This is a genomic window from Kitasatospora sp. NPDC088783 (genome assembly GCF_044750705.1).
Lineage (GTDB): Bacteria > Actinomycetota > Actinomycetes > Streptomycetales > Streptomycetaceae > Kitasatospora > Kitasatospora fiedleri.
Map to the genome: position 1 here is coordinate 58,021 of NZ_JBIVKJ010000013.1, position 21,778 is coordinate 79,798.

At 76.3% G+C, this 21,778-nt stretch carries 24 protein-coding genes; 13 read left to right on the top strand and 11 right to left on the bottom strand.

Annotation, left to right across the window (positions count from 1 at the left end; translation table 11 throughout):
• The first annotated feature begins 227 nt into the window (after nucleotides 1–227).
• The 6 genes from ACIP60_RS29505 to ACIP60_RS29530 all read left to right on the top strand — a co-directional run bounded on the left by ACIP60_RS29505 (nucleotide 228) and on the right by ACIP60_RS29530 (nucleotide 3,020).
• Nucleotides 228–866: an HAD family hydrolase gene (locus tag ACIP60_RS29505; protein ID WP_400689914.1), complete on the top strand. Its 639-nt coding sequence runs from the start codon at nucleotides 228–230 to the stop codon at nucleotides 864–866.
• A gap of 66 nt (nucleotides 867–932) precedes the next feature.
• Nucleotides 933–2,117, top strand: coding sequence for a helix-turn-helix domain-containing protein (locus ACIP60_RS29510; protein WP_400689917.1), 1,185 nt, complete (start codon nucleotides 933–935; stop codon nucleotides 2,115–2,117).
• A gap of 55 nt (nucleotides 2,118–2,172) precedes the next feature.
• Nucleotides 2,173–2,367 (top strand): hypothetical protein, encoded by a 195-nt coding sequence (locus ACIP60_RS29515; protein WP_400689920.1) that lies wholly within the window; start codon nucleotides 2,173–2,175, stop codon nucleotides 2,365–2,367.
• The gene (locus tag ACIP60_RS29520) at nucleotides 2,357–2,539 is read left to right on the top strand and encodes a hypothetical protein (protein WP_400689923.1); all 183 of its coding nucleotides are present in this window, start codon (nucleotides 2,357–2,359) and stop codon (nucleotides 2,537–2,539) included. Before ACIP60_RS29515 ends, ACIP60_RS29520 begins: the two co-directional genes overlap by 11 nt.
• Nucleotides 2,536–2,820, top strand: coding sequence for a hypothetical protein (locus tag ACIP60_RS29525; RefSeq protein ID WP_400689925.1), 285 nt, complete (start codon nucleotides 2,536–2,538; stop codon nucleotides 2,818–2,820). Before ACIP60_RS29520 ends, ACIP60_RS29525 begins: the two co-directional genes overlap by 4 nt.
• Entirely contained in the window at nucleotides 2,817–3,020 is a 204-nt protein-coding gene (locus ACIP60_RS29530; RefSeq protein ID WP_400689928.1) for a hypothetical protein, read from the top strand. The genes ACIP60_RS29525 and ACIP60_RS29530 overlap by 4 nt, the downstream gene beginning before the upstream one ends.
• Before the next feature lie 232 nt (nucleotides 3,021–3,252).
• On the opposite strand, the gene ACIP60_RS29535 is transcribed toward ACIP60_RS29530, so the two are convergent.
• Nucleotides 3,253–4,506 (bottom strand): TerD family protein, encoded by a 1,254-nt coding sequence (locus ACIP60_RS29535; protein ID WP_400690238.1) that lies wholly within the window; start codon nucleotides 4,504–4,506, stop codon nucleotides 3,253–3,255.
• 138 nt (nucleotides 4,507–4,644) lie between these two features.
• Here ACIP60_RS29535 and pepN point away from each other — a divergent pair, with 138 nt between their 5' ends.
• Nucleotides 4,645–7,143, top strand: a complete 2,499-nt coding sequence (gene pepN, locus ACIP60_RS29540; protein WP_400689931.1) for an aminopeptidase N — start codon at nucleotides 4,645–4,647, stop codon at nucleotides 7,141–7,143.
• A gap of 92 nt (nucleotides 7,144–7,235) precedes the next feature.
• On the opposite strand, the gene ACIP60_RS29545 is transcribed toward pepN, so the two are convergent.
• On the bottom strand, nucleotides 7,236–8,213 hold the full coding sequence (locus tag ACIP60_RS29545) for a hypothetical protein (RefSeq protein WP_400689934.1): 978 nt from the start codon (nucleotides 8,211–8,213) through the stop codon (nucleotides 7,236–7,238).
• A 303-nt stretch (nucleotides 8,214–8,516) separates the two neighbouring features.
• Between ACIP60_RS29545 and ACIP60_RS29550 the strand changes: the two genes are divergently transcribed.
• Nucleotides 8,517–9,017, top strand: a complete 501-nt coding sequence (locus ACIP60_RS29550) for an SsgA family sporulation/cell division regulator (RefSeq protein ID WP_400689937.1) — start codon at nucleotides 8,517–8,519, stop codon at nucleotides 9,015–9,017.
• On the opposite strand, the gene ACIP60_RS29555 is transcribed toward ACIP60_RS29550, so the two are convergent.
• From ACIP60_RS29555 to ACIP60_RS29565, 3 genes are all read right to left on the bottom strand, one after another.
• Nucleotides 8,936–10,333, bottom strand: coding sequence for a transcriptional regulator (locus ACIP60_RS29555; protein WP_400689940.1), 1,398 nt, complete (start codon nucleotides 10,331–10,333; stop codon nucleotides 8,936–8,938). The genes ACIP60_RS29550 and ACIP60_RS29555 overlap by 82 nt on opposite strands.
• 194 nt (nucleotides 10,334–10,527) lie before the next feature.
• Complete coding sequence (locus ACIP60_RS29560) at nucleotides 10,528–11,523, bottom strand: M56 family metallopeptidase (protein WP_400689943.1); 996 nt, start codon at nucleotides 11,521–11,523, stop codon at nucleotides 10,528–10,530.
• Complete coding sequence (locus ACIP60_RS29565; RefSeq protein ID WP_400689945.1) at nucleotides 11,520–11,888, bottom strand: BlaI/MecI/CopY family transcriptional regulator; 369 nt, start codon at nucleotides 11,886–11,888, stop codon at nucleotides 11,520–11,522. The genes ACIP60_RS29560 and ACIP60_RS29565 overlap by 4 nt, the downstream gene beginning before the upstream one ends.
• 185 nt (nucleotides 11,889–12,073) lie before the next feature.
• Here ACIP60_RS29565 and ACIP60_RS29570 point away from each other — a divergent pair, with 185 nt between their 5' ends.
• The 5 genes from ACIP60_RS29570 to ACIP60_RS29590 all read left to right on the top strand — a co-directional run bounded on the left by ACIP60_RS29570 (nucleotide 12,074) and on the right by ACIP60_RS29590 (nucleotide 17,102).
• Nucleotides 12,074–12,712: a phosphatase PAP2 family protein gene (locus ACIP60_RS29570; RefSeq protein ID WP_400689947.1), complete on the top strand. Its 639-nt coding sequence runs from the start codon at nucleotides 12,074–12,076 to the stop codon at nucleotides 12,710–12,712.
• Between the two features lie 241 nt (nucleotides 12,713–12,953).
• Nucleotides 12,954–13,466 carry a pyridoxamine 5'-phosphate oxidase family protein gene (locus tag ACIP60_RS29575; protein ID WP_100840227.1) on the top strand — a complete coding sequence of 171 codons (513 nt, stop codon included), beginning with the start codon at nucleotides 12,954–12,956 and terminating at the stop codon, nucleotides 13,464–13,466.
• Between the two features lie 381 nt (nucleotides 13,467–13,847).
• Complete coding sequence (locus tag ACIP60_RS29580) at nucleotides 13,848–14,969, top strand: TIGR03364 family FAD-dependent oxidoreductase (RefSeq protein WP_400689950.1); 1,122 nt, start codon at nucleotides 13,848–13,850, stop codon at nucleotides 14,967–14,969.
• A 76-nt stretch (nucleotides 14,970–15,045) separates the two neighbouring features.
• Nucleotides 15,046–15,729 carry a phosphonatase-like hydrolase gene (locus ACIP60_RS29585; protein ID WP_400689953.1) on the top strand — a complete coding sequence of 228 codons (684 nt, stop codon included), beginning with the start codon at nucleotides 15,046–15,048 and terminating at the stop codon, nucleotides 15,727–15,729.
• 122 nt (nucleotides 15,730–15,851) lie between these two features.
• Nucleotides 15,852–17,102: a glycoside hydrolase family 3 N-terminal domain-containing protein gene (locus ACIP60_RS29590; protein ID WP_400689956.1), complete on the top strand. Its 1,251-nt coding sequence runs from the start codon at nucleotides 15,852–15,854 to the stop codon at nucleotides 17,100–17,102.
• A 10-nt stretch (nucleotides 17,103–17,112) separates the two neighbouring features.
• Here the strand turns inward: ACIP60_RS29590 and ACIP60_RS29595 are convergent, their stop codons facing one another.
• The 6 genes from ACIP60_RS29595 to ACIP60_RS29620 form a co-directional block, all read right to left on the bottom strand.
• On the bottom strand, nucleotides 17,113–17,685 hold the full coding sequence (locus ACIP60_RS29595; protein ID WP_400689959.1) for a DUF6584 family protein: 573 nt from the start codon (nucleotides 17,683–17,685) through the stop codon (nucleotides 17,113–17,115).
• A gap of 53 nt (nucleotides 17,686–17,738) precedes the next feature.
• The gene (locus ACIP60_RS29600) at nucleotides 17,739–18,059 is read right to left on the bottom strand and encodes a DMT family transporter (protein WP_400689962.1); all 321 of its coding nucleotides are present in this window, start codon (nucleotides 18,057–18,059) and stop codon (nucleotides 17,739–17,741) included.
• Nucleotides 18,059–18,721: an HAD family phosphatase gene (locus tag ACIP60_RS29605; RefSeq protein WP_100840221.1), complete on the bottom strand. Its 663-nt coding sequence runs from the start codon at nucleotides 18,719–18,721 to the stop codon at nucleotides 18,059–18,061. Before ACIP60_RS29605 ends, ACIP60_RS29600 begins: the two co-directional genes overlap by 1 nt.
• Nucleotides 18,722–18,878: 157 nt before the next feature.
• Nucleotides 18,879–19,973 carry an ABC transporter ATP-binding protein gene (locus tag ACIP60_RS29610; protein ID WP_400689967.1) on the bottom strand — a complete coding sequence of 365 codons (1,095 nt, stop codon included), beginning with the start codon at nucleotides 19,971–19,973 and terminating at the stop codon, nucleotides 18,879–18,881.
• 22 nt (nucleotides 19,974–19,995) lie between these two features.
• Complete coding sequence (locus ACIP60_RS29615; protein WP_400689969.1) at nucleotides 19,996–20,823, bottom strand: ABC transporter permease; 828 nt, start codon at nucleotides 20,821–20,823, stop codon at nucleotides 19,996–19,998.
• Complete coding sequence (locus ACIP60_RS29620; protein ID WP_400689972.1) at nucleotides 20,811–21,770, bottom strand: ABC transporter permease; 960 nt, start codon at nucleotides 21,768–21,770, stop codon at nucleotides 20,811–20,813. The genes ACIP60_RS29615 and ACIP60_RS29620 overlap by 13 nt, the downstream gene beginning before the upstream one ends.
• Between the last annotated feature and the right edge of the window lie 8 nt (nucleotides 21,771–21,778).

Genomic DNA, 21,778 nt, shown 5'->3' on the forward strand with positions numbered 1-21,778 from the left:
GGTCGAGCCCTTCGGGGCCTCACCGAGTGCTCCGGGCTTCCGTGGAGTCCGGATGGAGATCCATTCCGACTCGTGCTCATCCCGGGCCGTGCGTCGACGGCGGGAGGACGTCCACGCCGCGATCCAGATCCGCAGCAGGCCAATCAGGCTGTCAGGCATGTCGACCTGGGCAGTGCAGGCCGCTCGCCCACCCTGACCAGCCGCGGACGCCCGGCTACGCTGCCCGCATGACGATCCGGGCAGTGGTGTTCGACATCGGCGAGACGCTCACCAGCGACACCCGCTACTGGGCGGACTGGGCCCGCTGGCTGGACGTCCCGCAGCACACCGTGTCAGCGCTCGTCGGGCACGTCCTCGCCCGTGGCCTCGACAACGCCGAAGCGGTCCGCCTCATCCGGCCCGGTATCGACATCGCCGCCGAGTGGCGCGCCCGCCGCGCCGCCGGGCAGGGCGACCACATCGAGGAGTCCGACCTGTACCCGGACGTCCGGCCCGCGCTACAGCAACTGCGCGACGCCGGGGTGTGGGTGGGCATCGCCGGCAACCAGAACCGCGAGGTGGCCGAGCTGCTGCGCGGGCTCGACCTGCCCGCCGACGCGATCGCCACCAGCGGCGACTGGGGCGTCTCCAAGCCGTCGCCCGGGTTCTTCGGCCGGATCGCCGAGTGGGCGCCCGGTGCCCCGCAGCAGATCCTCTACGTCGGCGACCACCCGGCCAACGACATCACCCCAGCCCGGGCGGTCGGGCTGCGGGCCGCGCACCTGCGCCGCGGGCCGATCGGCCTGACCACACCCGCGCCGGACGCCGACTGGACGGTCGACTCGCTGACGGACCTCGCAGACCTGATCGCCCGTCAACCAAGGTGAACCGCCCCGGTCTCGCCGGGGCGGTTCCGCACCCGAGATCGTGACGGCGCGGGTACCGTGCCGAGCATGCCTGGTACCGCCGCCGCCCATCTCGGGTATCGCGTAGCTGCTGCCCGCGCCGCCGCCGGCCTGTCCCGCCGCGAGGTGTACGAGTCGTCTGGCGTCTCGGTCAGCATGATCCGCGCCGTCGAGGCAGGTACCCGCAGCCCGGGTGACGCCGTCCTGGCTGCTATCGCCAGGGCCCTGCGCACCACCCCGGAGGATCTGGCCGGTGGCCCGGGCCGCACGGATTCGCGGGTGCACCAGGCGATCCCCGCACTGCAGGCCGCGATCGCCGTCTACGACCTGCCGGACGACGGCCCGGTGCGGCCGCTGCGCGAACTCGCCGCCGCGGTGGAGGAGATGACCGAGGCTCGGGTCAACTCCCGTTACAGCCTGATTGCCGGGAACATCGCGCCGTTGCTGGAGGAACTGTTCCGCGCCGTCGACCAGACCGCCGGGACCGGCCGTCGGCGGGCCGCCCACCTGCTCGCACTGGCCGTCCGTTCCGCCGACGCCGCGGCCTACAAGTACGGCTACCGCGACCTGTCCAGTCGCCTGATCGAGCTGATGCGCTGGGCCGCCGCCACCGCCGAGGACCCGGCGCTCACCGCCACCACGGCCTACGTCCGCACCGAGATCTACTTCGCCACCGGCCAGCTCGGCGCGGGCCTGCGGGCACTGCAGCAGGCTGCGGACCGGATGCCGCCGCCCACCACGGTGCCGCTGGCCGCCGCAGCCGCAGCCCTGCACATGCGGGCCGCCGTCGTGGCCGGCCGGGCACGCGCCGGCGACGGTGCCCGCCTGCACCTGGCCGAGGCCGAGCGGCTCGCCCGCGACGTCCCGGAGCGGCTGTACGACGGGACCGCGGTCGGCCCGGACTCGGTGCGCATCCACCAGCTCGCGGTGGCCGTCGAGCTCGCCGACCCGGTCGGCCTGGGCCGGGCGGTGGCGGAGGCCGGTCGGTGGGTGCCGCCCCGAGACCTGCCCGCCGAACGCAGGAGCCACTACTACATCGACCTCGGCCGGGCGCAGGTAGCGCTGGGTCACCCCCAGCACGCCCGCGAGTCCCTGCTGGTCGCCCGCCGCATCGCGCCCCAGCACGTGCGCGAGCACGGCCAGGTCCGGGCGGAGCTGGCCACCCTGGTCCGGCTCACCCGGGGCCGCGACGAGGAACTGCTGGCGATGGCCCGGTGGGCGAAGGCCGTCTGACGAGTGACACAGGTGGTGTCACTTCCTCGGGCTGCGGGCGGGGATCGTAGCGGACGTGACAGCGACACCGCCTGACCGGGGCATCAGCCCTGCGCGCCTCCAGGGAGAGGCATGCCGCGTCTGCGGCTCGACCGAGTCCCCGCTCCACCCCGGCGGCGGCATCACCGTCCCCGGTGAGATGTCGGGTGCGGTGCACGACTTCGACACCGTGGTGTGCACCAGCCACCTGGAGGTCGGCCGTGACCGGTAGCACCCGCCGCGTCGAGTCGCCGACCGGGAAGGACGGCACGTACCGGGCGTGCGGGAAGTGCTCCCGCTGCGTGTCCGGCACCGGCCGCGACCGCGATCCGGGCGCGAGCGATTGCTGGGACGACTACCTCGAAGCCGCGGCGCGGGGCCTGGCCGGCCGCCGTCCGGCGTGAGCGCCGACGAGCAGGCGGTCGCCGTCTTCGGCCACGCCGCCCGGCTTGCCGCCGTGTTGGGGAGGGAGGTGTCGATCGGGCAGGTGGCGTGTGCGTGCTTCCGCCTCCGGATCGACCTCACCGGTGCCGATCGGGTCCTCGAAGGGGAGATCGTGCAGCAGCTCTCGCGCACCGCCGCCCGGTTCGGCGGTCGGAGTTCGTCGTCCGGCCGCCGGGACCTCTGGGCGGAGTTCCACGTCGGGACCTGCCCGCAGCAGGCAGCGTTGCAGGGGTCCGCGTGAGCGCTCGGCAGGCGGCCGCCTACCAGGTCGAGGAGCTGCGGCGGGGTCCGGACGGCGTGCCGCTGTGGGGCGTGCGCCGACCTGACGGCGGGTGGATCACCGCGATGGGGCGGCCGGAGTGGTGCGTCAGTCGCCGCACGGCCGAGCAGATCGCCGCCGAACGCAATCGGGCGACGGGGACGGCGGCCGACCCTGGCTGAGCAGTTCGGGATCAGGTTTGGAGCGTGCGCAGGCGGTAACGGTCGTCATACCCCGGCCGGGGCGGACGGGGAAGTGGAAGGCGGCGGGCCCGGGGGAACGCCGGCGTCAAGTGGAGCTCAAGGCAGGGGAGTCGAGCGGAGGAGTGAAGGCGGGCGCGACGCGTCCGGCGGGGCTCTCGGGTGTCGGCGTGGCCGATGAGGAGCCGGCCGCGGGGTGGGCAGGGTCGGCGGGTCAGAGCATCGCGGCGGCGGGCTTGACCATGCTGCGGGCGGTCTTGGCGTCGACGTACTCGCCGAGGGCGGTCATCACCCACTCGCCGGAGAACTGGCGGACCAGCTTGCACATGGCGACGCCGGTGTGGGGTTCGGACTGGGCGAGGTCGAAGCGGACGAGTTCCTCCTCGGTGGCGGCGTCGACCAGGCGGCAGTAGGCGTTCTTGATGTCGGTGAACTTCTGGCCGGAGAAGGAGTTGACCACGAAGACCAGGCCGCAGACCTCGGGGGGCAGGCCGCTGAGGTGGACGGTGATGGCCTCGTCGTCGCCGCCGCCCTTGCCGGTGAGGTTGTCGCCGGAGTGGGCGATCGCGCCGTTGAAGACGGAGAGCTTCATGAACCAGGCGGTGTCGATCTTGGCGCGCTGGGCGTCGAAGGCGATCACGGAGGCGTCGAGGTCGATGTTGCGGCCGCGCCCGGCGGGCTCCCAGCCGAGGCCCATCCGGACCGAGGCGAGGAAGGGCTTGCCGGCCTTCTCCAGGGAGACCGAGCCGCCCTTGACCAGGTTGACCCGGCCCTTGTCGAGGGTGATCTTGCCGACGGCGGGGGAGCCGGAGGGCATGGGGGGCGGGGTGGCGGAGCCCTGGGGCGCGGCGCTCGGCCTCGGCGGGGCGGTGGGCGGCGCGGTGGGAGCGGGCGGCGTGGTGGGGACGGGCGGGGCGGCCGGGGCGGCGGGGGAGGAACCGGTGGCGGCGTCGGCGGTGGCGTCGGCCGGGGCCGCGTCCTCGACCGCGACGCCGAAGTCGGTGGCGATGCCGGCCAGCCCGTTGGCGTAGCCCTGGCCGACCGCGCGGACCTTCCACTCGGCGCCGCGCCGGTAGACCTCGACCACGACCAGGGCGGTCTCGCGGGAGAGCCGCGGCGGGGTGAAGGCGAACAGTTCGCGGCCGGTGTCGGCGTCCCGGACGGTCGCGGTGGGCTCGGTGCCCGCGAAGGTGGCCCGCCGGTCGTCGAGCGAGGCGGTGACCACGATCCGGGTGATCTCCTCGGGCACCGCCGCGGTGTCGACGGCGATCGCGTCGGGGGTGCCGCCGGCCGCCGGGCGGTGCGTGACGCCCGGGCCCTGCGGGGCGTTGAAGAAGACGAAGTCGGCGTCCGAACGGACCTTGCCGGCCGCGGTGAGCAGCAGCCCCGAGACGTCCAGCCGCTTGGGCGCGGCGACTTCGACCACGACCCGGGCCGACCCCAGGGGTGCGTTGCCGCCCTGCGCCAGAACAGTCGTCACGTGCTCCTCCTCGAATCGCCGCCGTCCCCACCCTAGCCAACCCGCCCGGCCCGCCGGGATACGCCGCGAGCGAATCCGGGCCGAACCGGCTTGCCCGCCCCCGGCGGGCTCGGCGAGCATGCGGGCATGCCAGCACTGCAACGATCCGAAGCAACTGTCCGTGCCCGTCTGCTGGAGGTCCGCGGATACGCCGTCGACCTCGACCTGACCGGCGGGCCGGAGCGGTTCGGCAGCACCACCGTGATCCGGTTCGGGTGCGCCGAGCCGGGCGTCGACAGCTTCGTCGACGTCGACCCGGCCGTCCTGCGGCGCGCCGTCCTGAACGGGCAGCCGCTGGACGTGGCGGCCCTGGACGGCAACCGCCTCGCGCTGCCCGGCCTGCGGGCCGAGAACGAACTGCTGGTCGAGGCCGAGATGCGCTACTCGCGCACCGGCGAGGGCCTGCACCGTTACACCGATCCCGCCGACGGCGCGGTGTACGTGTACGCCACCTGCGGTCCCGACCTGGCGGCCAAGGTGTTCGCCTGCTTCGACCAGCCCGACCTGAAGGCGCCGATCACGCTGAGCGCCACCGCCCCCGCCGAGTGGACCCTGGTCGGCAACGGCGCCAGGACCAGGGCGGAGGAGGGGCGTTGGGAGTTCGCCCCGACCAAGCCGATCTCCACCTACCTGTTCACCGTGGTCGGCGGCCCGCTGCACTCGGTGCACGGCGAGCACGACGGCATCCCGCTCGGCCTGCACGCCCGCCGCTCGCTGGCCGCCGAACTCGACCGCGAGGCGGCCGAGTTGTTCGAGGTGACGGCCGCCTCGCTGGACCGGCTGCACGAACTCTTCGACGAGCGCTACCCGTTCGGCGAGTACCACCAGGCGTTCGTCCCCGAGTTCAACTGGGGCGCGATGGAGAACCCCGGCTGCGTGGTGTTCCGCGACGAGATGCTGTTCCGCTCCCCGGCCACCGCGTCCGAGCGCGAGCGCCGCGCCATGGTGGTCTGCCACGAGATGGCCCACATGTGGTTCGGCGACCTGGTCACCATGCGCTGGTGGGACGACCTGTGGCTGAACGAGTCGTTCGCCGAGATGCTCGGCTACCGGATCGCCGCCGAGGCCACCCGCTTCACCGGCACCTGGACCGGCTTCTCGGTGCAGCGCAAGGGCTGGGGCTACGACGCCGACCAGCGCGCCTCCACCCACCCCGTCGCCGGCAACGGCACCCGCTCGGTCGCCGAGGCGATGGTCAACTTCGACGGCATCTCCTACGCCAAGGGCGCCTCCGCGCTGCGCCAGCTCGTCGCCTGGCTCGGCGACGACGCCTTCTTCGCCGGACTCAACGCGTACTTCGCCGACCACCTCTACGGCAACGCCGAACTCCCGGACTTCCTGGCCGCGTTGAGCGCCAGCAGCGGCCGCGACGTGCACGGCTGGGCGGACGCCTGGCTGCGCACCAGCGGCGTCGACACGCTGCGCGCCGAGACCGAGCGCGCCGCCGACGGCACCCTCACCGCGCTGACCGTCGTCAACGAGGGCAGCCGGCCGCACCTGATCGAGGTCGGCGGCTACCGGGTCGAGGACGGCCGGGTCGTCCCGGTCGGCCGCGTCCCGGTCGAGCTCGGCCCCGGCCGCCGGGTCGCCGTGCCCGCCCTGGTCGAGGCCGGCGCGACCCTGGTCGTCCCCAACGACGGCGACCTGACCTGGGCCAAGATCCGCCTGGACGCGGACTCCTGGCGGGCCGTCCGGGAGTCGCTGTCGGCGATCGAGGACGACGTCACCCGCGCCGTCCTGTGGGAGCACGCCCGCGACCTGGTCCGGGACGCCGAACTCGACCCCGCCGAGTACCTCGACCTGATGGAACGGCACCTGCCCGCCGAGACCTCCGACAGCATCGTCGAGACGGTCCTCGCCTTCGCCCGCACCCACGTGGCCGGCCGCTACCTGCCGCCGGCCCGCCGCGCCGAGGGCCTGGCCGCCGTCAGCCGCGCCGCCCGCGCCCTGCTGGCCGGCGACGGCAGCCAGGGCATCCGGCTGGCCGCGCTGCGCGCCGCCGTCGAGAGCAGCGGCGGCGACGACCAACTCGCCCAACTGCGCGGCTGGTTGGCCGGCGACGGGGTGCCGGACGGGCTGTCCGTCGGGCCGGAGCTGCGCTGGTCCGGGCTGGCTCGGCTGGCCGCGCTCGGCGCGCTCGACGAGGACGCGATCGCCGCCGAGACGGCCCGCGAACCGGGCAGCGAGGCCGAGTTCGGCGCCGCCCGGGCCCGGGCCGCCCGCCCGGAGGAGGCCGCCAAGGCCCGCGCCTGGGACCTGCTCTTCACCCCCGACGCGGCCTCCAACCGGATCCTGGAGGCCACCGCCCGCGGCTTCTGGGCCTCCGGCGACCCGGACCGGCAGCACGCGTACGCGCTGCGCTTCTTCGAGCGGATCACCGAGGCCGCCGACCGCACCGACACCGTCGCCCGGCTGCTCGGCCAGGCGCTCTTCCCGGTCGCCGAGGCCGCCCCCGACGTGGTCGCCGCCGCCGAGGCGGTGCTCGCCGACCCCGCGCTGACGCCCGCGCTGCGGCGCAACCTCTCCGACGCGACGGACGACCTGCGCCGCACCCGCGCGGTGCGGGCGGCGTTCCGGACGGCGTAGGGGTTCCCGCGGGGGCCGGGAGGGGTCGCGGGCGCGTCGTCGCCTGCGGCCCCGCCCCCGGCCGGCTCCGGCGGTGCGGCCCGCCGGTGGGGTCAGAAGGTGCCGCGGGCGGTGAGGGCCCGGGCGGTGGGGAGGGCGAAGGCGGAGGCGGTCCAGGTCTCGGAGGTGGCGGGGGTGGCGGGGGCGCCGGGGGTGGGATCGGCCGCGGCGCCGGTGATGGTGAAGGTGTAGCTGCCGGGGCGCAGCGGGAGGTCCGCGGGGGTGGTGAAGCGGTAGACCAGGGTGTCGCGTTCGAGGGCGATGGTGACGACCGCACCGGGGAGGTCGGTGGCGGGGGTGGTGCCGGGGAGGGCGGCCGGGCGGTTGAGCCGGAACTCGACCTGGAGCGCCGTCATCGCCTCGTCGAGGTCGAGCCGCAGGGTGTGCCGGGTGCCGACCGGGCCCAGCGCGTCGGCCTGGCCGGTGCCGTGCAGGGTGAGGGGCAGCGGGGCGGAGGCGGACGGCGCGGGGGTGCGGGACGGGGCGGCCGACGGGCTCGGGCCCAGCGAGGGCGGCCGGGGACCCGGGTCGGCCGGGGCGGACGACCCGGACGGCGCGGGCGGCGCGGAGAGGGAGGGCGCGGGCGAGGGCGACGGGCCGGGCGCGGGGGTGCCGGCGGGGGAGGGCCCGGGGGCGGGTGCGTCGGCGGGGCGGACGGGCGGGGCGGAGGCGGTGGCCGCGGCCGGGTGCGGGCTGGTGACGGGGGTGGCACCGCCGTTCGCGCCGCCGGTGGTGGCGGGGGCGGCCTGCAGGGTGCTGCCCGGCGCTGGGGCGGTGCTCCCGGTGGGCGGGGCGTCCGGGCTGGGGACGGGCGGCCCGCCGACGGTGACGCCGATGCGGCGGCCGACCTGCTGCTGCTCGTTCAGCAGCCAGGTGGTGGCCAGGCTGATCCCGACCACCGTGGACATCGCCACCGCCGCGCCGGAGAACCGGATGGTGGGCAGCCGCAGCCGCCCGCCGAAGGGCCCGGGCCGGCCGTGCCGTCCGGAGCGGCCCGCGCGGACGGGCCCGGGGTGTTCGCGGAGCGCCACCGGGCTCCCCTTCCTTGACAGGTCCGCACACGACGCCGCGGCCCGTGCGCGGCCCGGACGGGCCCGGACGAACGGGGCGGGAGGGACGAGACTACCAGCGGTCTGACGGGCCGCCAGATCCCGGGCCAAACCTGTGGGCCGGATCGAGTCCCGTGGCGGACCGGCGAGTTGGCGTACGCCGGTGCCACCGGTGTGGCCTGAACAGGCCATCCGAAACACCCCGTGCAACCCCCTGCAACCGTTGCGAGCGGCGGTGCGCCGGAGCACGCTGGTGCGGTACCCAGCCGCTTCGGAGAGATCGTCATGCCGTGCGACCCCCTGCCCGCCCCTTCCGACCAGCCGGTCGCCGCCACCCCCACGGGCGGCGACCGGGACGGGGCCGCCGCGCCCCCCGCGGTGGTCGAGGAGGTGCTGGTCCTGCGGATCGCCCTGGACCAGGACCTGGTCGGCGAGGTGCGCACCCGGTTCCGGTACGCGGCCGCCGCGCCGTACGAGGTGCGGCTGACCTTCCACCTGGGGCGTCCCGACGAGGCGGACTGGGTCTTCTCCCGGGACCTGCTGCGCGACGGCCTGGAATCGCTCAGCGGACAGGGCGACGTCAAGCTGTGGCCGGCGTCCTGCCCCTGCCACGGCGCGACCCTGCACCTGGCGCTGGAGTCCCCGCACGGCAGCGCCCTGCTGGAGGCGTCCCGGCCGCAGGTGGAATCCTGGCTGGAACGCACCTACGCCGTGGTGCCGGACGGCGCTGCGCCCGAACTGCTGCCCAGCGACGAGGAGTTGGCCGAGCTGCTGGCCGGCGGCTGAGCCCCGCCGGGTCGGCCCGGCAGCCGCAGCGCGCCGCGCGCCAAGTCCGCGCGCAGCTCCCGGACGGCCGGGGCGACCGAGCCGGGCAGCAGGTCGTGCGGGTCGTCCGGGCCGAGCACGGCGGTCTCGGCGCCGGCCGTCAGCCGGTACGGCCGGGCCGCCAGCAGGGCGCCCAGGTGCCTTCGCAGCCGGGAGAGTTCGGCGCGGACGGTGACGGTGCGGGCCGGGTCGGCGAACAGGGCCTCGGCGAGCCGGGCGGCGCTCAGGCCGTCCCGGTGCAGGGCCAGCAGCAGGAGCAGTTCGGCGTGCCGGGGGCTCGGCGAGTGCGACCAGGCGCCCGCGCTGCCGCGCACCCGCAGCTCGGGGCTCCCGGGGCGGCGCAGGTCCAGCTCCAGGACGGCGGACCCGGCCTGCGCGGCGAGCTCGGCCGGGCGCGGGGCGGCCGGGCGGACCAGCCAGCCGTCGGCCAGCGGCTCCACCGCGCACTCGCCCAGCGTCGGCACCCAGTGCACCCCGCCGACGCCCCAGCTGCCGGGCGGCAGCGCCAGCCGGGGCGGCCCCGGCAGGCCGGTCGCGGCGGCCGTCCAGCCCGCGCCGTCCACCACCAGGGCCGGGCCGCCGAACCGGGCCAGCAGCGGCACCGCGACCGTCCGCAGCCGGTGCAGCGCCTCCAGGTGGCCCGCCCGCAGCTCGGTCTCGGCGAGCCGGGCGGCGGTCAGCGCGAGCTGCCGCAGGTAGGGGTGGTCGCCGGTGGCGGGGCCGCTCAGGCCGACCACCCCGGCCGACCGGCCGGTGCGCGGGTCGCGGATCGGGACGCCCACGCAGCTCCAACTGCGGTGGCTGTACAGGTAGTGCTCGGCGGAGTGCACGGTGCTGGGGCGGGCGGTCCGGGCGGCCAGCCCGAGGCCGTTGGTGCCGACCTCGTCCTCGGACCAGAGCGCGCCCGGCTCGAACCCGATCGCGTCCGCGTCCCGCCGCAGCCGCCGCCCGGTCTCCAGCCACAGGACCCGGGCCTTCGGGTCGGCGACCGCGAGCACCACCGGCGCCTGCTCGCCCGGCGTGAACAGGGCGGAGCGCAGCACCGGCAGCACCTGCTCCAGGCCGGTGGCGTGCCGGGTCTCCTCCAGCTCGCCGGGACGCAGCCGCCGGACCTCCCGCCCGCGCTCCGGGTCCAGCCCGAGCCCGCGCAGCCGGGCCCAGGAGTCCCCTATCTCCGGCCGGATCTCCGGCCGCTGCGGGTGCTCGTGCGCCCGCAGCCGGACCGGTCGGCGGGGTGCCCGGGCGGGCGGCGTGCCGCCGCCTCCGATCCGCTGCATGCCGTCCCCCGTCTCCCCGTCCCGCTGCCAGCCTACGGGGGGCCGGAGCGGACACGCCGGGGCGGCGGAAAGAGTCGTGCGGGCTCCGGCGGCTGCGGCAGACTGGCCTGTTCCCCGCCGCCGCGCCCCGGGCGCGCGGGGTGGTGCGAGCGGGACGCGGCGGCGGGGGCGGCCAAGGCGAGGACGGGGCCGGTTCAGTCGTGGTCGGCGGCGGGTCGGGCCTGGGCGGTTTCGACGGCCCGGTGGAAGTCGTGGCCGGCTTCGGCGGTGGCGGCGGTGGTGGCGGTGAGGCAGCCGGCCAGGGCGAGGACGGCGAGGGCGCGCGGGGCGCGGCGGGAGCGGGTGGGGGTGCGGTCGGCGAGCAGGGCGCGGACGCGGCGGGGGACCGGGCCGGTGGCGGCGGAGGCCAGGGCGGGGTGCGGGGCGGCGGGGGTGCGGGCGGCGGCCAGGGCGGCGCGGCCGATCGCCCGGGCGGTGAGGGCGCGGTCGCCGACCTCGGCGGCGGCGCACTCGTCGGCCCAGCGTTCCAGGTGGTAGCCGAGGGCCGGGCGCAGCGGCCGCAGCGCCGGGTGGCAGGCGGACGCGTACTCGGCGGCGGCCAGCAGCAGGTGGTGGCGGCCGGTCAGGTGGGCGCGCTCGTGGGCGAGCAGCGCGGCGCGTTCGGGCGGGGTGAGGGCGGCGAGCATGCCGGTGGTGGCGACGATCCGGGGCGGGCGGCCGGGCAGGGCGTACGCGTCGGCCCGGTCGTCGGTGAGGACGGTGAGGGCGGCGGGCGCGGCCGGGTCGGGGCGGCGCAGCAGGGCGCGCGGTCCGGGCGGGGGGTCGCCGGTGGCGGCGCGGGCGCGGCGCAGGTCGGCGTGCTGGTGGTGGGCGGTGCGGGCGGCCAGGACGGTGGTGGTGAGCAGGGCGAGTGCGGCGGCGGCCGCGGTGGGGCCCCGCTCCGGGGCGGTCAGCTCGCCGGGGTGCCAGTGCGCGGGGGAGATGTGGGCGAGCGCGGCGGCGGGGGGCAGGCGCAGCAGGCCGGTGACGGCGAGCAGGCCGAGCGAGGCCAGTGCGGCGGTGCCGAGGGCGACGGCGGTGGCGGCCAGGGTGAGGGCGGCGGCGCGCGGGTCGAGCTGGTCGGCGAGACGGCGGGCGAGCGGGGCGGCGAGCAGCGGCAGCAGCAGCGGGGCCCAGACGGCGATCGTCACGGCTGCTCGCCGAGCAGTTCGCGCAGCAGGCGCTCGTCCTCGCCGGAGAGGTCGGAGACGAAGCGGGCCAGGACGGTGGAGCGGTCCCGGCCGCGGTCGAGTTCGGTGCGCATCCGGCGGGCGGCGAGGCCGTCGGCGTCCTGGACGGTCGGGGTGTAGGCGAAGGCCCGGCCCGCCTTGGTGCGGGTGACGGTGCCCTTCTCGTGCAGCCTGGCCAGGATGGTGGCGACCGTGGTGCGGGCCAGGTCGGCGGTGAGGGCGTGCTGGACCTGCTGCGGGGTGAGCGGGCCGTCGGCGGCCCAGAGGGCGGCCAGGACCTGGGCCTCCAGTTCCCCCGCGGGCCGACGGGCGGGCGTGTCCGTCATGTCGCGCGAACCTCCGGGATTCGTCTACAGTCCTGTAGACGTCTACAAAACTGTAGACGCTGGGGTGCCTCCCCGTGCGGACGCCCCCCAACGTAACGGGAGGTCCGCCAGCCTTGCCCCTGATCCCGCTCCCCGGAGCGGTGGGTGAACCGCCCGCCGCGTCCGTTCTGGTACATGTTGTCCCTGTGATCCCGAATGTTCCTCCCCCCGCCGACCTGCTCGCCTACGACGGCAGCGGCATCGACGGCGGCCTCTACACCCGGGTCACCGGGTGGGCCGAGTCCGCGCCGCACTGGTTCGACCAGCTGACCAGGGCCTGGTCCGCGTACGGCATGGCGGTGTTCGCGCTGCTGATGCTCTGGGCCTGGTGGCGGGCCCGGGCCGCCGACTCGGCGGTGATGGCCCGGGTGCTGGCCTCGCCGCTGATCGTGGTGGTCGCCTACCTGGTCAACTCGGTGCTCAAGTCGCTGGTCGAGGAGGTCCGGCCGTGCCGGCAGCTCCCCGGCAGCTTCGTGGTCGAGTCCTGCGCGCCGGCCGGCGACTGGTCCTTCCCCAGCAACCACACGGTGGCCGCGTTCTCCGCCGCCGCCGCGCTCTGGTACGCCGACCGCCGGATCGGCTGGATCGCCCTGCTGGCCGCCGTGCTGATGGGCGCCTCCCGGGTCTGGGTCGGCGCGCACTACCCGCACGACGTGCTGGCCGCCGCGCTGCTCGGCGTCCTGGTCGCCGTCCCGCTGGCACTGCTGGCCGGGCGCGCCGCCCCGCTGGTCGACCGGCTGCGGACCGGTCCGCTGGGGCCGGTCCTGGGCGCCGGGGCGGTCTGAGCGGTCCGGGCGGTCCGGGCGGGCCGCCCGGAGGCCCGGGTCGATCCGGGCCGGTCGGAGGGCGGTCGGAGGCCGGGAACGGGCCGGTCGGAGCCCCTGGAGCGGGGTGCCGGTGACCCGGCCGATCCGGGCCGGTCGGCCTCTTGTGCCGCCGCGCCGCCCGGGGAGAGCATGTGAGCCGGGCAGGGGTGACTCCCCCGCCCGGCTCGCTTTTTCCTGCAGCTCTGCGGAGGGACGTGCCATGCCGTACCGACTCGACGTCATCCAGGGGAACTGGCCCGCGGACGAGCTCGGGAAGGGGGTGGAGGGCCTGCTCGCCGACAGCACGGTGCTCAGCCTCGCCACCGCCGGACACGAGCGCGGCCCGCACGCCAACCTGGCCTTCTACGCCTTCGACTCCGACCTGGTGCTGTACTTCGTCAGCGAGCGCTCCACCCGGCACAGCCTGCACCTGGCCGAGGAGGCCAGGGCCGCCGCCACCGTCCACCTGCAGCCGCCCGCGTACGGCGAGCAGCTGCGCGGCATCCAGCTCACCGGCAGCGCGAGCGAGGCCTGGGGGCGGCAGGCCGAGGCGGCGCTGACGGCCTACCGCGGCCGCTACCCGGCGTTCGCCGCCGACCCGGAGGTGGCCGCCCAGTTCCTGGCGGGGCGGGGGCCCGCCGCGCTGTACCGCTTCCAGGTGGAGGAGCTGACGGCGGTGGACGAGCCGCGGTTCGGGCGGCGCGAGTACCTGCACGCGCGGGTACTGCGCTGAGCCGAACCGTGCCGAGCTGCGCTGCGCTGGGCCGAACCGTGCCGAGCTGCGCTGCGCTGGGCCGAACCGTGCTGCGCTGAGCCGAGCTGCGCTGAGCTGCGCTGAGCCGAACCGTGCCGAGCTGCGCTGCGCTGGGCCGAACCGTGCCGAGCTGCGCTGCGCTGGGCCGAACCGTGCTGCGCTGCGCTGCGCTGGGCCGAACCGTGCTGCGCTGAGCCGAGCTGCGCTGAGCCGAGCCGTGCCGGGCTGGACCGAGCCGGGGCGGGCGGGGTGCCCGGCGCGTCGGGGTGGCCAGGTTGTATGGACAACTCTTGCGGGCGGTTCACCTTCCTGAAGGGAGCCCGACGCCCGGCGGCCACCTCGACGCCCGAGCCTGTCCGCATGAGAGTCATCGTCGTAGGAGCGGGCGTGCTGGGCACCATGCACGCCTGGCAGGCCGTCGAGCGCGGCCACGAGGTCGTCCACCTGGAACGCGAGACCGAGGCCCGCGGCGCCTCCGTCCGCAACTTCGGCCTGGTCTGGGTCAGCGGCCGGGCCGCCGGGCCGGAGCTGGAGACCGCGCTGCGCGCCCGCGAGCTGTGGGAGCGGATCGGCGAGCGCGTCCCCGGCCTGTGGTTCCGGCCCAACGGCTCGCTCACCCTGGCCCGCACCGAGGCCGAACTCGCGGTCGCCGAAGCCGCGTCGAAGCTCCCCGACGCCGAGGCCCGCGGCTACCGGCTGCTCGACCCGGAGCAGGTCCGCGCCCTCAACCCCGCGCTGCGCGGCGAGTTCCTGGCCGGCCTGCACTGCACCCGGGACGCCGCCGTCGAGCCCCGCGTCGCCCAGCCCGCGCTGCGCGCCGCGCTGGAGGCCACCGGCCGCTACACCTTCCTGCCCGGACGCGAGGTCCGCGACCTGGTCGGCGACCGCGCCGTCCGCGACGACCACGGGCAGCTGCACGAGGGCGACCTGGTGATCCTGTGCACCGGCGCCTGGCTCGGCGGCCTGGTCCGCGAACTCGCCCCCGACCTGCCGGTGCGCCGGGTCCGCCTCCAGATGATGCAGACCGACCCGCTCGGCGAGCCGCTCACCACCTCGGTCGCCGACGGCGACTCCTTCCGCTACTACCCCGCCTTCGCCGGACCCGAGCTGGACGCCCTGCGGGCCGGCCAGCCGCAGCCCCCCGTCGCCGAACAGCACCGGATGCAGCTGCTGATGGTGCAGCGCCGGGACGGCGGACTCACCGTCGGCGACACCCACGAGTACGACCAGCCGTTCGGCTTCGACGTGGTCGAGGACCCGTACGACCACCTCGCCGAGGTCGCCGGGGAGCTGCTCGGCCGTCCGCTGCCCCGGACCCGCCGCCGCTGGGCCGGGGTCTACGCCCAGTGCACCGACCCCGTCCTGGTGGTCCACCGCCAGCGGCTCGCCGACACCGCCTGGCTGGTCACCGGCCCCGGCGGGCGCGGCATGACCTGCTCCCCGGCGATCGCCGAGACCACCGCGGACGCCGCGGGCCTCTGAGCCCGCGGCCCGCGCACCCGGGGCCGGAAGGCCCCGGCACCGACGTCAACGTACCTGCGTGACAAGAAGGTTGGACATGAACGCGCACGATGTGACCCTGGTGGTGCTCGACATGGCGGGCACCACCGTCGCCGACGACGGCCTGGTGGAGCTGGCGTTCGACGCCGCCGCCCGCACCCAGGGGGTCGAGACCGGGAGCCCCGAGCACGCCGCGATGCTGGCGCACGTCCGGGCCACCATGGGGGAGTCCAAGATCTCCGTCTTCCGGCACCTGTTCGGCGACGAGGACCGGGCGCAGGGCGCCAACCTGGCCTTCGAGGCCGCCTACGAGGGCCTGGTCGACCAGGGCCGCTGTGAGGCGCTGCCCGGCGCCGCCGAGGCCATCGCCGAACTGCGCGGACAGGGGCGGAAGGTGGCGCTCACCACCGGCTTCGCCCGCACCACCCAGGACCGCATCCTGGCCGCGCTCGGCTGGCAGGACATCGCCGACCTGACGCTCTGCCCCGCCGACGCCGGCCGCGGCCGCCCCTACCCGGACCTGGCCCTCACCGCGCTGCTGCGCACCCGCACCGACTCGGTCCGGCAGGTCGCGGTGGCCGGCGACACCGGCTACGACATGCTCACCGGCAGCCGGGCCGGCGCCTCGGTGGTGGCCGGCGTGCTCACCGGCGCGCACGACGCGGACCGGCTGCGCGCCGACGGCGCCACCCACGTGCTCGCCTCGGTCGCCGAACTGCCCGCCCTGCTGGCCGCCCGCTGACGGCCACCCACTGACGGCCACCCGCTGACGGGGCCTCACCCCGGCACCACCGCCCGGCCCCGACGACGCCCCGGGGCCGGGCGGTACTGGTCCGCGCGGCTTTTGCGTGGTTATCTGATGGCATGTTGCGGTCACTGCGTTCGCTCGGAGTGCTCACCCTCGGACTGGCGCTGCTCACCGGCTGCGGCTCCTCGGGCAACGGCGGCGGCGCCCCGTCCGGCAGCGCCGGGACGGCGACCGGCGGCGCCCAACCCACCGGGAGCAGCCCGCCCGCCAGCCCCAGCCCGACGCCCTCCCCGACGCCGACCCCCAGCCCCAGCCCCACCCCCACGCCCACCCGGTCCAGCGCCGCGCCGACCACCGGCCCGAGCGACGCGCAGCTCGCCGGGCAGCGGATCGTCTACTCGTACCCCGGCACCACCGTCCCCGACACGCTGCTCCAGCGGGTGCGCGAGGGCCGGGTCGCCGGGGTGATCTTCTTCGCCGAGAACGTCGGCAACGGCGGCGACGCGCTGCGCACCGCCGTCAACCGGCTGCGGGAGGCCGAGCAGCAGAGCCCCTCCCCGCGCCCGCTGCTGCTGATGACCGACCAGGAGGGCGGCGTGGTCCGGCGGGTGCCCGGCGGGCCCGCGCAGTCCGCCAAGGACGTCGGCCGCTCCGCCGACCCGACGGCCGCCGCCACCCGCACCGGCGACGAGGCCGCCGCCGCGCTCGCCGCCTTCGGCCTCAACCTCAACCTCGCGCCGGTGCTGGACGTCTACCGCACCCCCGGCGACTTCGCCGACTCCGCGCAGCGCTCCTACAGCACCGACCCGGCCACCGTCGGCAGGCTCGGCTCCGCCTTCCTCAAGGCCCAGCAGGGCGCCGGGGTGGCCGCCACCGCCAAGCACTTCCCCGGCCTCGGCAGCGCCCCCGCCGGGGCCAACACCGACGAGCAACCCGTCACCCTGGACACCTCCCTCGACCAGCTGCGCACCGTCGACGAACGCCCCTACCGGGACGCGATCGCCGCCGGCGTCCAGCTGGTGATGTTCTCCTGGGCGGTCTACCCGGCCCTCGACCCCGGCACCCCCGCCGGGATGTCCGGCACGATCGTCCGCGACGAGCTCCGCACCCGCCTGCACTACCAGGGCGTCACCGTCACCGACGCGATCGAGGCCAAGGCCCTCGACCCGGTCGGCGGCACCCAGCAGCGCGCCCTCGCCGTCGCCCGCGCGGGCGTCGACCTGCTGCTCTGCTCCGGCCGGGACGTCGCCCAGGGCGACGCGGCGGCCGCCGCACTGGCCTCGGCGCTGGCCTCGGGCCAGCTCGACCGGAAGGACTTCACCGCCTCCGCCCAGCGGGTCGACGCACTGCGCAGCACGCTCAAGTAGCGGACGGCCGTCAGAGCACCAGCGCCAGCAGCACCGCCGCCACGGCGACGAGCACCAGGGTGAGGTGGAACGCGGCCACGTGCGCGGGCCGTTGGGGGTGGAGGTCGGCCTCGGTGCAGTGCCGCCGGGCGGGTCGGCGGCCGACCGGCGCGACCGGCGCGGGGGCCGGCGGGCCGACGGTCGCGGGCGCCGGGGCCGCGGCGTCCTCCCGGTGCTCCGGCCAGTCGGGGGCGGTGCCGGTGGCCGCCCGGTACAGGGCGGCCAGGCGGCGGCGGGCGGTCGGGGTCGACGGCGGGCGGCGCGCCGGGTCGGGCCAGCGCAGCACGGCCAGGCGGCGGGCCGGGTCGCGGAAGCGCCGTTCGAAGGCGGCCAGTTCGAGGCCGGACAGCTCCTCGTCCAGGTAGCTCCAGCGTCCGCACTCGTCCAGCTGCCCGGTCCGCCGGTACGCGTCGGCGAGGCGGCGGCGGGCCGCCAGGTCGGTCGGGTCGTTCGACAGCAGGCCGTGCAGTCGGCGGCGGGCCAGCGGCTCGCGGCCCTCCCGCAGGTCGGCCTCGGCCCTGACCAGGGTGGATTCGACGCTCATGGCCCCGGATCCTGCTGGTCCGCCCCGGCTGCGGTCAACCGGATTCGGGCAGGTCAGTGGGTGGAGCGGAGGTTGAGCAGCACCACGCCGGCGATCACCAGGGCGAGGCCGCACCACTGGAGGCGGCCCAGCGCCTCGTCGAAGAAGCACGCGCCGATCGCCGCGACGGCGGCGGTGCCCGCGCCCGACCAGACCGCGTACGCGACCGAGACGGGTATGTGCTTGAGGGCCCGGCCGAGCAGGGCGAAGGAGAGCGCGTAGCCGACCGCGACGGCGAGGCTGGGCCACAGCCGGGAGAAGCCGTCGGTGAGCTTGAGCAGGCTGGTGGCGCAGACCTCGCTGGTGATCGCCAGGGCGAGCAGCAGGTACGGCATCAGCGGGCGGGGGAGAGCGCGGCGAGGAAGGGGAGGTCGGCGTCGGCCAGGCTGTCCAGCACGGTGGTGCCCTGCGCGGCGGGGATCGGGACGGCGGACGGCACCGCCAGCACCGGGCAGCCCGCGGCGCGGGCGGAGGCCACGCCGGTCGGGGTGTCCTCGACGGCGACGCAGACGGCCGGGGCCAGGCCCAGCCGGGCGGCGGCGGCCAGGTAGGGGTCGGGGGCGGGCTTGGTGCGGGGGGTGTCCTCGGCGGCGAGGGTGGTGCTGAACCAGTGCGGGCCGATGGCGCGCAGCACCAGGTCGACCACCCGGCGCGGGGACGCCGAGACCAGGGCGGTCGGGACGTCCGCGTCGCGCAGCGCGGCGAGCAGCGCGAGGGCGCCGGGGCGGGGGACGACCTCGGCCCCGACCTTGGCGGCGAAGGAGTCGTTCAGGTGCGCCACCAGGTCGGCCTCCGGGCGGGAGGTGCGGCTGCTGCGGTGCAGGTGGGCGGCGGTGTGCTCGACGGCCCGGCCGAGGACGTCCGGGAGGTCGGCGTCGGTGAGGGCCAGGTCCAGCTCGGCGGCGAGTTCGGCCGCGGCCTGCCACCACAGGTGCTCGGTGTCGACCAGGGTGCCGTCCATGTCGAACAGGACGGCGGCGGGGCGGGGTGCAGGCATGGCGGTACCTTACGGGGTGGTTTCGGGCGTGCGAGGCGGACGGGGCAGGCGGGGCGCGGCGGACGGAGCGGGGCGCGGGGCGCGGTCCCCGACCGGTGGCCGTCCGCTCCGCGCGGTTCCCCGCGCCCCGGTCGGTGCCGGGCGCGGGGAACCGGGGTCAGGGCCGGGCGGCCGGGGCGCGGTCGACCAGGACGGGGCGGTCGGGGAGGGTGGGGGCGGCGCGGGTGCCGAGCGGCAGGGTGGCGGCGGTCCCGGTGGGGAGGTCGGACTTGATCTCGGTGCCGTCGGCCAGGCGCACGGTGAGGCGGGTGACGGCGCCCAGGAAGGAGGCGGCGACCACCAGGGCGGTGCCGTCCTCGGCGGGGGCGAGTTCGACGTCCTCCGGGCGGACCAGGACGTGCAGCTCGCCGTCGGCGGGCAGGGCCCCGTCCACGGGGTGGCGGCGGCCGAGCACCTCGACCCCGCCGTCGGCGGTGCGCGAGCACGGGATGCGGCTCATGGTGCCGACGAACTCGGCGACGAACGCGGTGGCCGGCCGGGAGTACAACTCCGAAGGGGTGGCGCACTGTTCGAGGCGCCCGGCGCGCAGGACGGCGACCCGGTCGGCCATCGAGAGGGCCTCCTCCTGGTCGTGGGTGACGAACAGGGTGGTGATGCCCAGCTCCTGCTGGAGGCGGCGGATCTCCTCGCGCAGCGTGAGCCGGACCTTGGCGTCGAGCGCGGAGAGCGGCTCGTCCAGCAGCAGGACGCGCGGCCGGAGGGCCAGCGCGCGGGCCAGCGCGATGCGCTGCTGCTGGCCGCCGGACATCTGGTGCGGGTAGTGCGCGGCGCGCTGCGGGAGGCCGACGAGTTCCAGCAACTCCTGGGCGCGGCGCAGCCGTTCGGCCTTTCCGACGCCGCGCATCCGCAGCCCGAAGGCGACGTTGTCGGCGGCGGTCAGGTGCGGGAAGAGGCTGTAGGACTGGAACACCATGCCGGCGTCGCGCCGGTGGGCGGGGATGCGGGTGATGTCCTCGCCGTCGACCAGCACCTCGCCGGAGTCGTGGGTCTCGAACCCGGCGAGGACGCGCAGCGCGGTGGTCTTGCCGCAGCCGGACGGGCCGAGCAGGGCGAGCAGTTCGCCCGGGCGGACCGTCAGGTCGAGGCCGTCCAGGGCGGTGGTGGTGCCGAACGTCCGCCGCAGCGAACGGAATTCGACGGTGGCGCCGCCGGTGGCGGCGTCCTGGGCGAGGGGGGCGGTGGCGGTGCTCATGGGTGGCGGTCTCCGGGAGCGGTCAGGAGGTGGCGACGGTCTGGTGGCGGCGCTCGCGGCCGGCGGCGGCCAGCAGGAGCAGCAGCACCCAGGTGATCAGCAGGCTGAGCACGGACACCGCGACGGACATCTGGCCCCGGCTGTTGCCGACCGAGTAGATCCACACCGCGAAGGGCTGGTAGCCGAGGATCGAGGCGGTGGTGAACTCGCCCAGGACCAGGGCCAGGGTGAGGAAGGCGGCGTTCAGCAGCGCGCCGCGCAGGTTCGGCACGATCACCGAGAGGACGGCCCGCGGCCAGCCCGCGCCGCAGTTGCGGGCGGCCTCGACCAGGGTGCGCACGTCCACGGCGCGCAGCCCGGAGTCCAGGGCGCGGTAGGCGAGCGGCAGCGCCATCAGCACGTACGCGATGACCAGGACGAGCGGGAACTCCGGCCGCTGGACGAACACGAAGGTCTGGAAGAGCGGCGTGTCCATCAGGTGGTCCGGGCCCCAGCGCAGCACGCCGATCAGGCCGGCGGTCAGCGCGACCGGCGGCACCACCAGCGGCAGGGTGCAGACCACCTCGAGCACCGGGCGCAGCCGGGGCGAGCCGAGCCGGACCGCGATCATCGCGGGCACCAGCAGGAGCAGCAGCACCACGACGGTGACGGCGGCCAGCTCCAGGGTGAGCACCAGGCTGTCGGTGAAGCCGGGGGCGGAGAGCAGGCCGGTGTACGCCTCGAAGGAGATCCCGTTGACGTCGTCGATCGAGAACCAGACCGAGGCGGCCAGCGGGACCGCGAAGTACAGGCCGGCCAGCAGCAGGACCGCGCCGCGCCAGACCCGCAGGCGGGAGATCAGCTGAGCCATCGGGCACTCCGGCGCTGGAGGGGCAGGTAGACGGCCATCACCAGGACGGCCACGACGATCATGTCCAGGCTGAGCGCCAGCGCCAGGTTGCCCTGGCCGACCAGCACGTTGCCGGAGAGCGCGTCGGCGATCTGGCGGCTGATCAGCGGGACGGTCGCGCCGACCATCGCGGCGGCGGTGGCGTACGCGGCGAACGCCGAGCCGAACAGCAGCACGAAGCCGCCGAGCAGCGAGGGGAACAGGATCGGCAGCGCGACGTGCCGCCAGTACTGGAGGGCGGTGGCCCGGTTGTTCTGGGCGGCCTCGCGCCACTGCACCCGCAGGCCCTCCAGCGCGGGGGTGATGGTGAGCACCATCAGCGGCACCAGGAAGTACAGGTAGGTGACGGTCAGGCCGGTGAAGCTGTACAGCGACCAGCCGTGGTCGGTCAGGTGGAACAGCTTGGTCAGCTCGCCCGCGTTGCCCAGGGTGGCGACGAAGGCGAACGCCAGCGGCAGGCCGCCGAAGTTGGCGAGCACGCCGGAGGCGGTCAGCACCGCCTCGCGCAGCAGCCGGAACCGCGAGGTCAGCACGGCCTGGGCGATCGGGACGCCGAGCACGGTGCCGATCAGCGCGGTCAGCGCGGACAGCTTCACGCTGGAGACCAGCGCCGTCCAGTACGCGCCCTGCACCGAGTCGGTCAGGTTGGCGGTGGTGAACGAGCCGGCGCCGCTCTCCGCGTCGCTGGAGACGGTGAACGCCCCGGTGACGATGGCGACGGCGGGCAGGCCGAAGCCGACCAGGAAGAAGGCCAGCAGCGGCACGGTGGCCAGCCAGGAGCCGCCGCGCAGCGGGCGGCGCCGGACGGGCGGCGGGGTGGGGGACGAGGGGGCGGCGCCGGGAGCCCCCGGGCCGCCGCTGGGGACAGCGGCGGCCGGGGTCGGCACCGGGGTGGGAGCCGTGGTCATGTCGGTGA